The sequence below is a fragment of the Pedobacter gandavensis genome (assembly GCF_032678745.1).
Taxonomy (GTDB): Bacteria; Bacteroidota; Bacteroidia; order Sphingobacteriales; family Sphingobacteriaceae; genus Pedobacter; species Pedobacter gandavensis_C.
On the sequence record NZ_JAVTST010000001.1, the window covers coordinates 365,898 to 380,062 of the forward strand.

Genomic DNA, 14,165 nt, shown 5'->3' on the forward strand with positions numbered 1-14,165 from the left:
AACCTTTATCAAAGTGATACTAATTTGAACTATACCAATCCTTGTTATGACTACTCCTAAACTTAATTTAATCTTCCTTTTTCTATTTTGCTCTTCTTTTCTTTACGGACAGGAAATTAACCCAGGTACAGCCGGACTGTTTGTTCAGGACGAGCTTAAGCTAATCGCCAGTGATTTTGGTTTTTCAGAAGGCTGCTCTCCCGATAAACAAGGAAATGTATTCTTCACAGATCAGCCGAATGATAAAATATGGAAATACAGTACTGATGGGAAGTTGTCTGTATTTCTGGAACCATCAGGCAGAGCTAATGGTACCTATTTTGATCCGAAAGGAAATCTTGTAGCCTGTGCAGATGCAAAAGGTGAATTATGGTCGATAAATAAAAAAGGAGATGTAAAGGTATTGCTGGCTGACTATGAAGGAAAGCAATTCAATGGTCCAAACGACCTTTGGATCAATGCTAAAGGAGGGATCTATTTTACAGACCCTTACTATAAACGGGATTATTGGACCAGAACTGCTAAGGATATGAGGAGTAATGACGTGTATTATCTTCCAAAAGGGGCTAAACAGGCAAAACGTGTTGCGGATGGAATGGTCAGACCAAATGGTATAGTTGGTACTGCCGATGGGAAGCATTTGTATATCGCAGACATCGGTGCAAGCAAAACGTATCGCTATGCAATTGAAAAAAATGGTGACTTGTCTGGAAAACAATTGCTGATGGAATATGGCTCTGATGGAATGACACTGGATGAAAAAGGAAATATTTACCTGACCTCCCGCAATGGAGTCCTCATCTTCGATACCAATGGAAAAATGATCGCCAGAATTAAGCTCGTTCATGAGCCTACTAACCTCTGTTTTTCCGGGAAAGATAAAATGACATTGTTCATTACTGCACGTAAGGCGATCTATACTTTGCCAATGCAGGTTAAGGGAATCGAATAGGCTCCTTACGTTAGTTCTTAAAAGTAATTCTTATAGGTATTAAGGATGTCCTATAAATGAGGAAACCCCGGTAGCAGAAAATGCTGACCGGGGTTTTTTGTATATCATATATTATTGTAGACAAATTGATTCTTTGTTAATTGCTGTAAATGCGTTTTTCAAACTTCTTGATGCACTTCGTGCCAAGTTTCTGAACAAGTAATTGAAGGTGGTCGTGACGGCCTGTAGATGTACAGAAATAGTAATAGGCAAGGGTGGCATCGTCCAGCGCACCTTTATGGTTTTCTGCTAAGGGTTGATCACAATAGTTGGTAAACAAATCGGCAAAAGACTCCTCTAATCTGGTGTCCGATTTTAAACTGAGGTATCCTCTGGAATCTCTATAATTCATAGCAGCATTCAATTCAGCAATGAATTGATCGTATTTAAGCGAAAAATCAAAATCTGTTTGGTTCATGTTTCTAAGGTTTAGGTTTCCCGTAAATTCCATAAAGCGCTGATTTATTGAGGTGTTTCGCCGAGGAATTACAATACAATATACTGAGATTATTTTATTTTGCCTAATTATTTCAAAATCGATACATTCCTGCATTTACATGGCCTAAAGCCTTGTCCAAATGCGAAACCAGGATCAATTCAGGGATTTGATAGGATGGAGTGGCTAATTTAAGGTAAAGATGAAATCTGATTCAGCGGTATTGCCAACATAAAATTTTAGGGTAGTCGGGGGAGATTTAATCAATGGGGCAAAAGGACCTATGAGGTCTGAAAACTGCATTTTTAGTACATCCATATCTGTGTCTTCCGGTACACGAATCAATAAATCGCCACCACTACTGCGGATTTTCCAATCTTCAAATGTTGCTTCTTTTTGGAGCATCTTTTTCCATTCCTGCTGATATTTACTCATCGTTTTGTTTCCTCCTTGATTTTCATTCTATGATCTAATCCCCATTGCGCAATATGCTCAGTTGTGGAGCTTCCGTTTACCCATAGCAAAAATAAGCTTTTCAGAGATAGTTTTGCGGTTATTAAATGGGATATAAAATGAAAGCAATTGAAAATTTCAGCCTGCAATCTGTAGCAGATGCCCATCAGATTCTGGAAAAGAATAGAACTAATGGTAGAAAAATAGTGATGAATATTTCAAATTAGGACAAACAAACAAGACATAAAGTAAAGTATTCTTTACTTTATGTCTTGTTTGTTTGATATTAATCACTTATGTTTATAAAAAAAACGCTACATGAAAAGTTATCTTTTATTGCCCAGCAAATACAAGGTATTTGGCTGGATCCTGTTCTTACTGTCTTTAGGTTTATATGTTTATTGTTTTATGATTTACCCAGAAACACATGGAACTGGGAATCTGGAAATCCCTGGTTTTACGTCCAGCTATCCGCTGCGTTTTTCATGGGCAAATAACAACCTGACAAGTGCTGTATTTACAAGTGGCATATTGATAGGCTTATTAATGATTTGTTTTTCGAAGGAAAAGAATGAAGACGAATACATTTCTCTGATCAGATTAAGGTCCTGGCAATCGGCAGTGTTGATTTCTTTTGGGATTTTAATCGCCGCAAATCTATTGGTTTATGGCTTAGAATTCATGGCTTTCGCAGTCTACAATATGCTCACCATATTAATTGTATTCATCGCTAAATTCTATTATAGTTTATTTAGCTTAAGTAGAGAAAGGTTAGTGGATGAAAAATAATATGCGTGTCCTGAGGGCAATTAAAAACATTACCCAGGCAGAACTTAGCGAAATGATTCAGGTTTCCAGACAAACTATCAATACAATAGAATCCGGAAAATATGTGCCATCAACGGTATTGGCCTTAAAAATGGCAAAAATATTTGCCGTTCCTGTAGAGGAGATCTTTGAATTGGAACCCGAAGATTAACATAGGATTCTTTTATAAAAGCCATTTAAATGCTGGTAAAGATCACGATCTTTACCAGCTATGAAGGATTATGTTTTTGAAATTCAGCTGAAAGTAAGAGATTACGAATGTGACATCCAGGGTGTAGTAAATAACGCAGTATACCAGAATTATCTGGAACATGCCAGACATGAATACCTGCATTCTAAAGAGCAGTCTTTTAAAGAACTCACCGATCAAGGCATCCTTTTAATGGTATCCCGAATTGAAATGGATTTTAAAAAATCCTTAACCAGTAAGGATGTATTTGCTGTCAAACTCAGAACCGAGCGTGAAGGCTTAAAGCTGATATTTTTTCAGGATATCTTCCGCCTGGAGGATAATGCCCTATGTCTTAAAGCAAAGGTAGAAGTGATCGCTACAGTAAATGGTAAACTCAGCAGAGGAGAGGTTTTTGATAACCTTAATATTTAAATCCCAAATCCCCGCAAAATACTGTAATTAAATATTCAGCAAGGCCGCCCTTAAACGCGGCCTTGCTGCCTTTTCAGAAATCATTAATGCACTACCATATATTTTAATGGTTTTTTCTGATCTGATGGATGATAATATGGAGATCAAAAATTAATTACATGTTTTGATAAGCACATTTACCTTCATGATACAATGCCTTAATTGTGGATTCCCTGGCTACTGCTTCTGCTGAGCAGCTCGCATCTACGAAGTTGAAGTCTGCTTTGTCACCTGCTTTTGGCCATTGCTGATTGCCCTTTTCATCCAATGGCAACACGTTATTTGTGGCAATCTTCAGACATCTGGAAAGTTCCAACTCTGTAGAATAACCATAAAGCTGGGCCATTAAATTGGCTTTTTGCAACATGCTACCTGTCCCAAATGGACTCCAATGGTCTACCACACTATCAGTACCTGTCATCACAGACACGCCATGTTTGTATAAAGTAGGAATAGGCATGATCAAGCCGCCAAAAGGAATAGTCGAAATGATCCCTATTTGTGCTGCGGCCAATTGTTCGCAAGTTTCTTCCAATACTTTCCCTTGTAGTTTTCCCAATGCGAAGCAATGACTAAGGAATGTTTTCCCTTTCAATTCAGGACTTTCATTTACTTTTTTGATCAGATACTGAACGGTTTTGTAGCCGCTCTCTCCAGATTCATGTAAATGAATGTCAATACCACGTTTGTAATCCAGGGCCAGCTGCACCGTAAAATCAATAGATTTCTCGATACTGCCATCAATGGTTTGTGGATCTAATCCACCGATAAAATCAATATCCATTTGCGCCGCTTCTTTCATTAAGCCTTCCGATTTTGATTTGAAAAGCCCATGCTGAGGAAAAGCAACTATTTCCGTCCCGAAACTATCTTTTTTGTTTTCAATCGCTTTGTAGAGATTTTTTAACGAGTTCAATTGAGAAGTCGGTTCAATGTTAACATGACTTCGCGCAAAATTAGTCCCCTTAGACTGCAACAATTCAATAATCCTTTCCGCGCGGATTGTCGAAGTCTTTAACATTTCCGGTAGAATCTTTTCCTCCAATGCAATCATATCCTGCACAGACCGTTGACGCCTGGAAGTCGCTTTCCATTTGCCACCATAATAGGTTTTATCCAAATGGATGTGCATGTCCTTCATAGCAGGTAATAAGAGATATCCTTTGGCATCTATGGCTCCTTTTATATTACTATTAGGCCCGATAGACTTGATTTTCCCATCTTCAACCACCATGGAAAATAAGGCGGTTTTGGTACCTGTGACTTCAAAATCATCGCGTTCAAATCCCGTTTCGAGCAATACATTTTTAAAAGTTATTGACTTAGAAGAGGGTAGACGGTCTGGTGTTTCCATAGCATAGGTTGAATTGGGTATCGCAGTGGCGGCGATGCCATATCCTATTGCGCCCATCGTTTGTTGAATAAATTTTTTACGTGTCAGCTCTTGGTTACTCATAGTTATTGGTGAAAATTATAAAAGCAAAGTTAAGCGGTACCTGTTGATTTTAGAGGTAAAAATATTAATGGGAAGATTGTTCGTTTATAGAAATAACGTTGTTTTCTCTAGGGATTGGTAGTAGAGGAGGGAACACCCTTGGAATTGAGACATAATCCCTCCTCGGCCTATGCAAACCTATGGAAAATGCAATTGTCTGCAGCGCTTTAGTTGTCCCCGGATAGAGATGGCGTATTCAGGGTCACCACAATCTTACCCTTTGTTTTACCGGTTTCAACCGCTTGGTGTGCTTTATCCATATCCTTAAAGTCAAAGCTTTGAGAAACATGAGATTTCAGGATGCCTTTCTCCAACAAATCAGCAAGTAACTTCATATCGGTTCCACTGGATTGCACCAAATAGCCCAATAAATTAACCTGATGATCCTTGGCTTTATCTAGATCTGATTGATCGAAATTGCCGGTAGGAATACTGATGATCGTACCTCCAGGTTTTACAACGGCTATGGAACGCGTTAAGGTTTCTCCTTCAATAGTATCCAGTACAAAATCTACCTCGCTAAGTACTTCCTCAAAACGTACTGAAGTATAGTCGATATGCTCATCGGCGCCTAAACTTAGTACAAAATCTCTGTTGGCTGCCGAGGAAGTCCCGATTACAAAAGCACCAAAATGTTTAGCAATTTGTACTGCATAATGTCCTACACCACCAGATGCCGCATGAATTAACACCCGCTGACCTTTGCTGATCCTGGCCTGGTTAACCAATACTTGCCAGGCTGTTAAGGCTGCCAGAGTAGCTGCAGCGGCTTCCTGATGTGAAATTGTTCCTGGCTTTAAAGACAATTGATCCGCTGGAACGGCAACATATTCAGCATAAGCCTTTCCATGCCCAAAGAAATTCACCATCCCAAATACCTCATCACCGATTTTAAAATCAGAAACCTGGCCACCAGTTTCTGTAACCTCACCGGAAATGTCCCAGCCCAGAATCACAGGACGCTCATCGCCAAAAACCCAGTTTAAAACACCTTCATTTGCTCTGGCTTTTACATCAATTGGATTGATGCTAATGGCAGTCAGCTTTACCAGTACCTCGTTCTCTTTGATGGATGGTAGTGGTAATTCTGTATGATTAAGATTTGCAGTTGAACCTGCAGCTGTTAAAATAATTGCTTTCATAAAATTCGATTCTTTAATGAATGGTAAAGCTAGGTGATTACTATCTTTGCATCAAGTATGCACTTTTTGGTATCCTACGCACTAAATAGATACCAATCTGAATATCAGTGATAAAAAAATAAAAGATGGCAAGAAAACATACCGAAGACCCGATTTGTGCATTAGATTATGCCTTTCAGCGTATCGGCGGAAAATATAAAGGACGTATTTTATGGCACCTGCACAACCAAACCGTGCTACGCTATGGCGAGCTTCGGAAAATAATAAATGACATAACACCAAAAATGCTGACCCAATCCTTACGTGAGCTGGAGGAAGATATGCTCGTTAACCGACAAGTGTACCTCGAAGTGCCACCTAAAGTAGAATACTCCTTAACTGAAGTAGGGAAGGAACTGATCCCTTTTCTCAACCATTTAAAAGGTTGGGGAGATCAGCAGATCAAAAAAGAGAAGCTGAACCAAATAGTACTTTAATAGAAAAGGGCCGTGTAAACGGCCCTTTTCTATTAAAGTACTTGAAGTAAATTATTCATGTGTAAAATCTGCCGCAGTTACAGTTTTACGCTGACCATCTGGTCCAACATAGTCTAAAGAAAGCGTGTAACCACCGCCACCTTCAATAAACAACAATTTGAAAGGATGGTAACCTTTGCCTAAGGCAATCTGTGCCGACTTTTCAATCGCACTATGTAAACCATCATTGTCTACCAGTAATTTGTTGTTCAGGTATAAGTTACTGCCATCATCAGCACGAAGGAAAAAGGTATAAACACCTTGTTCCGCTGCATAAAAATAACCTTCATGTTTCGTTCCAAAAGTTGGCGCCTGCTCTTTTACAGGAATCTCAATTGCAGTAGTGATGGCATCAGATTTTTTATCCGCCTCATTGATCTGAGTAACGGTTTTATAAGATTTAGGATAGTAAGAGAATCTCAATCCTTTTTCAGCCTTATTAAGAGATACCCCTTTTAAGTAAGACTGCTGGTCATAATCGATCGTATAAACTTCACCCATTTTACCATTAGGACGGAAAGCCGCAATTTTTACCTGAGTAGGTTTATTGATCAGCAATTGACCATTGTACACCGCAGAATTTACATTAGGTTGAGTACCGTTAGTGGTGTAACGCAATACCGAAGTACCTAATGGGTTAATGATTTTCAAGACCGTCTGATCTACAAACACGCTTTTCGGAGAAAAACCAGTCAGGTCCGGCTGACGGTAATTGATATTCATTGCATCCAGGAAAGGATATTGTGCATTCATTCTTTTTTCAAATGAAGTCCAGTCTTTAGGGGCATTGCTCCAGGCTACTTCAGATAAGGCCTGCATTCTAGGGAATACCATGTATTCCAAACGTGCTTCCGAAGGGATGTATTCCGTCCAGATACCTGCCTGAACACCTAATACCAATTTCTCTTGCGCTTTAGTAAATCCGTAATTGTATGGATCAAAACCGTATACCTTTTTCAAAGATCCGCCATCCTGTTGTGCATCAAAATAGCAAAACTCTCCAGGCATCATGATCATGTTCAAGCCTTTTTCAGCCGCATGTTTAGGTGCTTTTGGTACCCATGCTCTCCAATACATCATGGTCGCAGTAGGAGATACCCCACCTTCCAAAATCTCATCCCAGCCGATCATCTTCTTACCTTTACTATTGAAAAAACGCTCCATACGATGTACGAAATGACTCTGCAATTCATCCACGCTTTTCAAGTTTTCGCGTTTCATCATCGCTTTGCATTCTTCTGATTTCTCCCAGCTGTCTTTTTCTACCTCATCTGCGCCTAAATGGACATACTTACTAGGGAAAAGGGCAAAGATTTCCGAGAATACATTTTCTGCAAACTCATAAGTCGTCTCCTTACATGGGCATAGCGGCTCAGAGAAGGTTTTTCCTTGCTGACTGATGCCAGAAGCCGTTAGCCATGGCATTAGCTTAGTAGCGGCCATCATATGCCCCGGCATATCCACTTCAGGGATAATCTCTACACCACGGGCAGTTGCATAGTTAATTAGGCCACGCATCTCTTCCTGGGTATAGAAACCGCCATACATGCGTTCCCCATCAATAGTTTTGAAATGTTTCTCCGGTAAATTATAATCAGGGTTGTCTTTTGCCAGCTTTAAGCAAACAGAATCCTGACCGTTCATTTTTCTCCAGGCACCTTTTGAAGTCAGCTCCGGATATTTTTTAATCTCAATTCTCCAGCCCTGATCATCGGTAAGGTGGATATGGAATTTGTTAAATTTATATAAGACCATACGGTCGATGAAAGTCCTCAGATAAGCCATATCAAAGAAATGTCTGGACACATCCAGGTGGATGCCGCGCCAGGCAAACTTCGGAGCATCTGCAATATTAACCGCAGGAACCACATAAGCAGCCGCGCCAGTTTTTAAAGCAGGGCTACCAATCAATTGCTTCAAAGTCGAAATTGCCCAAAATGCGCCTTCCGGATTTGCTGCCAAAATACTGATCTGGCTAGGTTCAACCAATAATTTATAACCTTCAGCAGCTGTAATAGAAGGATCTTTCTTGATCAGGATAAAATTAGGACGTTTAGTGGTCGTCTTTAATGCACCTGTAATTTGTTGCAGTTCTTTTGTCGCATCAGCAAAAGTAGAGCCGGCACCATTACGGATCACCGTGTTTTTGTACCAGTCGAATTTACCTGGCCTATTCTCCAGTTGCGCAGGTTTAGGGATAATTGGATAACTGGCTTCCTGCGACATTACCGTAGAAACAGTGCTGATCGATAAGAAAGAAACCAGTAAAAATCGTTTTAGGTTCATTGAAATGGGGTTGTGTGTTTTTCAAATTAACTAAAAATATCTGAGGAAAGGGAACACCAGCATGCAGATTGTCTTCAGCGTAATTGGCTATTTATTAAGTATTATCCTTTTTTTTATAAAATATCCCACTATTTTTAGAATATGAAACTTAGTCAGCCGAAACTCAACCGTTTTCTTTTAAACTCCATCCTTGTTTTTATCAGCACAACCAGCAGTATTTACGCACAGAAAAAACCGAATATCATTGTGTTTTTAGTAGATGATATGGGTTGGCAAGATACCTCACTACCATTCTGGACGCAAAAAACACCACTCAACGAACGTTACCATACCCCAAATATGGAGCGACTCGCCAAAGAAGGTGCTAAATTCACGAATGCCTATGCTACGCCAGTATGTACGCCAAGCCGGATTAGTATGATCACCGGAATGAATGCAGCACACCATAAAGTCACCAATTGGACTTCTCCACAATACAATGTTTCTTCCGATAACGCAGATGAACAGTTTGCTCCGGCAACCTGGAATTATACCGGCCTGAGTCCAAAACCAGGCATTCCTAATACCATTCATGCCACAACTTATCCGCAACTGTTAAAAGATGCCGGTTATTTCACTGTTCATGTGGGTAAGGCACATTGGGCATCGGTGGGTACGCCAGGAGCGAGCCCATACAACCTTGGCTTTATGGTCAACATAGCAGGCCATGCTGCCGGCCATCCACAAAGCTATTTCGCGCAAGATTACTACGGCAATAAGCCTGGGAAAAACAGCATGCAATCGGTACCTGACCTGGAGGAATATTACGGTTCGGAAACCTTTTTAACGGAAGCACTTACTTTGGAGGCCATAAAAACACTGGATGTACCAATACAGCATAAGCAACCATTTTACTTGAACCTCGCACATTATGCGGTGCATGATCCACTACAACCAGACCCGCGCTTCTACCAGAAATATATCGATAAAGGACTGGATCCACAGGAAGCTAAATATGCGGCTTTACTGGAAGGAATGGACAAGAGTCTCGGAGACATCATGGACTATCTAAAAGCAAAACAAGTCGACAAAAATACCATCATCATCTTTATGAGCGACAACGGCGGACTCAGTCTTACGCCACCAAGAGGAGGTGCTGCATATACACAAAACCTACCGTTAAAAGCAGGTAAGGGTTCTGTAAATGAAGGAGGTATTCGTGAGCCAATGATCGTAAAATGGCCGGGAGTGGTAAAGCCGGCAACTACAGTAAATCAATACGTCATCATCGAAGACTTTTTCCCAACAGTGTTGGAAATGGCAGGTATAAAACAGTACAAAACGATTCAGGAACTGGATGGTAAAAGCATGGTGCCGATGTTAAAGAACGTAAATTACAGCGACAACCAGCGGGCCTTAATCTGGCATAGCCCGAATAAATGGATTTCGAAAGACGGTCCCGGGATCAATTACAAATCTGCCATTAGAAAAGGGGACTGGAAATTAATTTACAATATGCGTGATGGTACCAAAGACCTCTATAACCTGAGAACAGATATCGGAGAGCTTAAAAATGAAGCTGCAGGAAACCAGGAAAAAGTAAAGGAATTGTCGGCTTTACTGGCGGATCAGTTGAGGAAATGGGAGGCCCCAATGCCAATCGTTAAAAGCACCGGGAAAGCAGTAGTCATGCCAGATCAAACCGACAATTAATACCTAAAAAAGAACCTAAACAAACAAATGAAAAAATATACATTAACCATGGTCATTATCATGACCTTATTATTCTTTAAATCTTCCCTGGCGCAGGAAAAGAAAAGCTTTAAATTCTGGAATCCTGCAACAGATAGCGGGAACGTAATTCATGGCAGAGGTTGGGCAGATGGCTACAAAAGTAATTACGATCGTCTACCTGCAGACGCAGAAAAAAAGGTTCGTCCTGCGGTATGGAACCTGGCAGAAAATAGCGCTGGTCTGAACCTGAGGTTTAAAACTGATGCAGAAGAGATTGTCGTTAAATTTACAGTAAAAGGCAGTATTCAAATGCCACATATGCCAGCTACAGGTGTCAGCGGAGTCGACCTATATGTGAAAGACCGGGATGGCAAATGGCTTTGGTGTGCCGGTAAGTTCGCATTTGGAGATACGATTCAGTACAGATTCTCTAATATTTCAGGAAAAGATGCTCATGTTAAAGACCGGGAATATAAATTATACCTGCCCCTGTACAATAGCGTTAAATGGATGGAAATTGGGCTTCCAGAACAAGCTAGCTTTACTAAAATCCCTGTGCAGCAACAGGAAAAACCAATCGTAGTGTATGGTACTTCTATAGCTCAGGGGGCCTGTGCCACGCGACCAGGATTAGCCTGGACCTCCATTTTGGGAAGAAAACTAGACCGCTCAATGGTAAACCTTGGCTTTTCAGGAAATGGGAAACTGGAGCCGGAAGTGCTGGACTTCATCACACAAATAGATGCAAAGTTGTATGTAGTAGACTGCCTCCCAAATCTGATTTCCACAGATATGAACATCAGGCTTGGTAAAAGGATAGTCAATACCATCCGTCAGATTCAACAGAAAAGACCCGGAGTTCCTATTTTGCTCACAGAACATGATGGCTTTGGGGAGGAAATGATGCAGCAAACAAGAAAAAAAGAAACCGAAGCGATCAATAGCATACTCCGAAATACAGTCGATTCCCTAACAAAATCAGGTACTAAAAACTTATACCTGCTTTCCAAAACAGAGATTGGACAAGACATTGAAAGTATGGTAGATGGGGTACATCCAAATGATATCGGCATGATGAACTATGCGAAGGCTTATGAAAAAAAGATCAACAGTATTTTTAAAGAAGAGAAAGGCCAGATTTCTACCACAATACCGGTTACTCAAAGGAGAGATGCCAGCACGTATGACTGGGAAAGCAGGCACAACCAGGTCTTAGACTATGTAGCAACACATCAACCAAAACTGGTATTCATCGGAAATTCCATCACCCATTACTGGGGAGGCCAGCCAGCCGCACCGCGCGTAAATGGAAATGATTCCTGGACAAAATACTTTGGAGATAAAAATCCAGTAAATATGGGTTTTGGATGGGACCGTATTGAAAACGTATTATGGCGTGTTCATCATGGAGAGCTGGATGGTTTTAGTGCTCAACAAATTGTGTTGATGATCGGTACCAATAATCTGGAAATCAATACGGATGAAGAGATCGTTACAGGTTTAAAGCTATTGGTAACCACCGTCAAAGCCAGACAGCCCAATTCAAAGATATTGTTAGTCGGGATTTTACCAAGAAAGGGTATGGAAAGCAGGATCGCAAAGCTGAATAAAGAAATTGTAAAGATTGGAATAGGCAAGGATTTTAAATACGTAGATGCAACAAGGATTTTCTTGAAAGGTCAAGAACGCATTGACGAATCCCTGTTTTCTGATGGTTTACACCCAAATGCGCTTGGATATGATAAATTAGGGAGATTTTTAGTCAGCAGCTTTCAAATGGGGAATTAGCACACTAATTCTCTTCAATTAAAGCACCAATCTTTTGCGCTTCCTCAGGTTCGATCAGGCCATAACTCGTCCACACTGTAACCCCTTCATTGGGTTCCGGGAAAAGGCGACCAACTTCATGTCCTTTATCAATAACCTTGAAGCTCCCATCATGTAATGGCTGAATAGTTAATATTCGGCCATTAAGATTGACATTGTACGGTTCCATGATCATCATGTTTATTAATTGATTAACAATGGATTGACTTGCTTGTTTCAATTATAATTAGATAAAAAAAACGAACAAAAAAAAGGCGGCTTAATCATTAAGCCGCCTTTTTTAGAAATGAAATTCCTTATTTCACACGCTCCACATATTCACCTGTGCGTGTATCTACTTTTAATTTATCACCTTCGTTTACGAACAATGGAACTCTGATTTCGATACCATTTTCTGTAGTTACCATTTTCTGAGCGCCAGAAGAAGTATCACCTTTAACAGCTGGTTCTGCATAAGTTACCACCAATTCTACGAAATTCGGAGCCTGAGCCATGATTGGTTCTTCGCTTTCAAAAGAAACAATAACGTTCATTCCTTCTTTTAAGAATTTTGCAGATTCACCGAATAGATCTTTAGCAACACTGAACTGCTCGAAAGACTCATTGTCCATTACTACAAAATAATCACCTTCTTCATATAAATATTGGTAGTCACTAGTCTCTACGCGGCAAATTTCAACTTGCTCATCAGTTCCTAAGCGGGCTTCCACAATTTTTCCAGTTTTAATGTTGCGAAATTTACCTAAGTAGAATGCGCCACCTTTACCTGGGGTACGGTGTAAGATTTCAATAACTGTTACCAGTTCGCCGTTAAAACGTAAAATGTTTCCTACTTTAATTTCAGATGCCTTTGCCATATAAATGTAATTGTAAAATTTGTGCCCAAATATATGTGCTTTTTTGGTTATTTATACCCTCAGTAGATAAGAAATTGTGTTTTCTTCATATCATATCAAATTATGATAAATAGACTCGCCTATAAATTGTCTTTTTCAAGGCCGGAAATGAGGACTAATTGTTGAACTCAAATCGTAAATCTCTCACTGGAATAAGCGGATGATAAGGCTGTTCCGACTTTTAGAAGCCCAAAGACAAGGGGCGCCAGCCCGCTCTCCCGGTCAAATAGATCATCAGGTTTAACCTTGTATATGGAATTATTTTTTTATTATTGGCTTCTTTATAATGCGGGGGAAGAATACAATTGTCGAAGTAGCACCACTTTTTACGGAGCTAGAATTGCTCCATTTGGTGGCAGCAGGGGATCAGCGTGCCTTTAATTCTTTGTTCGAAATGCATCAGAAACTGATCTTCAACATCGCCTATAAACTTACCCAATCCCGTTCAAAAGCGAAGGAAATCGTACAAGACGTATTTCTGAAAGTATGGATGAAAAGGGAGGAGTTACAAGAGATAGAGAACTTTGGAGCATACCTTAATAGGATCGCCAGAAACCATAGCATTGATGTGTTGAGGAAGATTGCCAGAGAAGCCCTGCGGAACGTAGAGCTGAAAGAAGCAGAAATGGAAACTGGTGTACGCAATACCGAAGACACGATTCAATACCATGAAACAGCAAGACTTCTCCAGCAGGCGCTGGAAAGCCTCTCCCCACAACAACAAAAGGTTTATCGGCTGTGCCAGGAGCAAGGATTGAAATATGAAGAAGCGGCAAAAGAACTGGGGATTTCTGAAGGCACAGTACATACTCATATGAAACTAGCTTTGAAAAATATCAGGGTATACCTTAAAAACCTGGACGCCATGTTACTGATGATGTTATTCCTTCACAAATAACCCTGGATTTCTACAGAAATAAGCCCAGGTTAAAATAATATT

The 14,165-nt window shown here is 40.3% G+C and carries 15 protein-coding genes; 8 read left to right on the forward strand and 7 right to left on the reverse strand.

Annotated features, from left to right (window positions below):
• The first annotated feature begins 46 nt into the window (after window positions 1–46).
• Window positions 47–952: an SMP-30/gluconolactonase/LRE family protein gene (locus tag R2S10_RS01405; protein ID WP_316838642.1), complete on the forward strand. Its 906-nt coding sequence runs from the start codon at window positions 47–49 to the stop codon at window positions 950–952.
• Between the two features lie 136 nt (window positions 953–1,088).
• On the opposite strand, the gene R2S10_RS01410 is transcribed toward R2S10_RS01405, so the two are convergent.
• Together R2S10_RS01410 and R2S10_RS01415 are read right to left on the reverse strand one after the other, a co-directional pair.
• Window positions 1,089–1,442: a hypothetical protein gene (locus R2S10_RS01410; protein ID WP_316838643.1), complete on the reverse strand. Its 354-nt coding sequence runs from the start codon at window positions 1,440–1,442 to the stop codon at window positions 1,089–1,091.
• A gap of 171 nt (window positions 1,443–1,613) precedes the next feature.
• Window positions 1,614–1,862 (reverse strand): hypothetical protein, encoded by a 249-nt coding sequence (locus R2S10_RS01415; protein WP_316838644.1) that lies wholly within the window; start codon window positions 1,860–1,862, stop codon window positions 1,614–1,616.
• Window positions 1,863–2,198: 336 nt separating this feature from the next.
• On the opposite strand from R2S10_RS01415, the gene R2S10_RS01420 reads away from it, so the two are divergent.
• The 3 genes from R2S10_RS01420 to R2S10_RS01430 are packed head-to-tail and all read left to right on the forward strand — an operon-like array spanning window position 2,199 to window position 3,312.
• Window positions 2,199–2,669 (forward strand): hypothetical protein, encoded by a 471-nt coding sequence (locus R2S10_RS01420; RefSeq protein ID WP_316838645.1) that lies wholly within the window; start codon window positions 2,199–2,201, stop codon window positions 2,667–2,669.
• Window positions 2,659–2,859, forward strand: a complete 201-nt coding sequence (locus R2S10_RS01425) for a helix-turn-helix transcriptional regulator (RefSeq protein ID WP_316838646.1) — start codon at window positions 2,659–2,661, stop codon at window positions 2,857–2,859. Before R2S10_RS01420 ends, R2S10_RS01425 begins: the two co-directional genes overlap by 11 nt.
• A gap of 60 nt (window positions 2,860–2,919) precedes the next feature.
• Window positions 2,920–3,312 (forward strand): acyl-CoA thioesterase, encoded by a 393-nt coding sequence (locus R2S10_RS01430; RefSeq protein WP_316838647.1) that lies wholly within the window; start codon window positions 2,920–2,922, stop codon window positions 3,310–3,312.
• A 154-nt stretch (window positions 3,313–3,466) separates the two neighbouring features.
• Here the strand turns inward: R2S10_RS01430 and R2S10_RS01435 are convergent, their stop codons facing one another.
• Both R2S10_RS01435 and R2S10_RS01440 read right to left on the reverse strand, forming a co-directional pair.
• Window positions 3,467–4,807 carry an amidohydrolase gene (locus tag R2S10_RS01435; protein ID WP_316838648.1) on the reverse strand — a complete coding sequence of 447 codons (1,341 nt, stop codon included), beginning with the start codon at window positions 4,805–4,807 and terminating at the stop codon, window positions 3,467–3,469.
• Window positions 4,808–5,013: 206 nt separating this feature from the next.
• Window positions 5,014–5,988, reverse strand: a complete 975-nt coding sequence (locus R2S10_RS01440) for an NADP-dependent oxidoreductase (protein ID WP_316838649.1) — start codon at window positions 5,986–5,988, stop codon at window positions 5,014–5,016.
• A gap of 125 nt (window positions 5,989–6,113) precedes the next feature.
• On the opposite strand from R2S10_RS01440, the gene R2S10_RS01445 reads away from it, so the two are divergent.
• The gene (locus tag R2S10_RS01445) at window positions 6,114–6,464 is read left to right on the forward strand and encodes a helix-turn-helix domain-containing protein (protein WP_316838650.1); all 351 of its coding nucleotides are present in this window, start codon (window positions 6,114–6,116) and stop codon (window positions 6,462–6,464) included.
• A gap of 51 nt (window positions 6,465–6,515) precedes the next feature.
• On the opposite strand, the gene R2S10_RS01450 is transcribed toward R2S10_RS01445, so the two are convergent.
• Window positions 6,516–8,789, reverse strand: coding sequence for a family 20 glycosylhydrolase (locus R2S10_RS01450; protein ID WP_316838651.1), 2,274 nt, complete (start codon window positions 8,787–8,789; stop codon window positions 6,516–6,518).
• A 141-nt stretch (window positions 8,790–8,930) separates the two neighbouring features.
• Here R2S10_RS01450 and R2S10_RS01455 point away from each other — a divergent pair, with 141 nt between their 5' ends.
• Complete coding sequence (locus tag R2S10_RS01455; RefSeq protein ID WP_316838652.1) at window positions 8,931–10,481, forward strand: sulfatase; 1,551 nt, start codon at window positions 8,931–8,933, stop codon at window positions 10,479–10,481.
• Between the two features lie 27 nt (window positions 10,482–10,508).
• Window positions 10,509–12,290, forward strand: a complete 1,782-nt coding sequence (locus tag R2S10_RS01460; protein WP_316838653.1) for an SGNH/GDSL hydrolase family protein — start codon at window positions 10,509–10,511, stop codon at window positions 12,288–12,290.
• A gap of 4 nt (window positions 12,291–12,294) precedes the next feature.
• Here R2S10_RS01460 and R2S10_RS01465 read toward each other — a convergent pair whose 3' ends face one another.
• Window positions 12,295–12,498 carry a hypothetical protein gene (locus tag R2S10_RS01465; protein ID WP_316838654.1) on the reverse strand — a complete coding sequence of 68 codons (204 nt, stop codon included), beginning with the start codon at window positions 12,496–12,498 and terminating at the stop codon, window positions 12,295–12,297.
• A gap of 127 nt (window positions 12,499–12,625) precedes the next feature.
• On the reverse strand, window positions 12,626–13,186 hold the full coding sequence (efp, locus tag R2S10_RS01470; RefSeq protein ID WP_316838655.1) for an elongation factor P: 561 nt from the start codon (window positions 13,184–13,186) through the stop codon (window positions 12,626–12,628).
• Window positions 13,187–13,511: 325 nt separating this feature from the next.
• Between efp and R2S10_RS01475 the strand changes: the two genes are divergently transcribed.
• Window positions 13,512–14,123 (forward strand): RNA polymerase sigma-70 factor, encoded by a 612-nt coding sequence (locus R2S10_RS01475; protein ID WP_316838656.1) that lies wholly within the window; start codon window positions 13,512–13,514, stop codon window positions 14,121–14,123.
• Window positions 14,124–14,165: the final 42 nt, after the last annotated feature.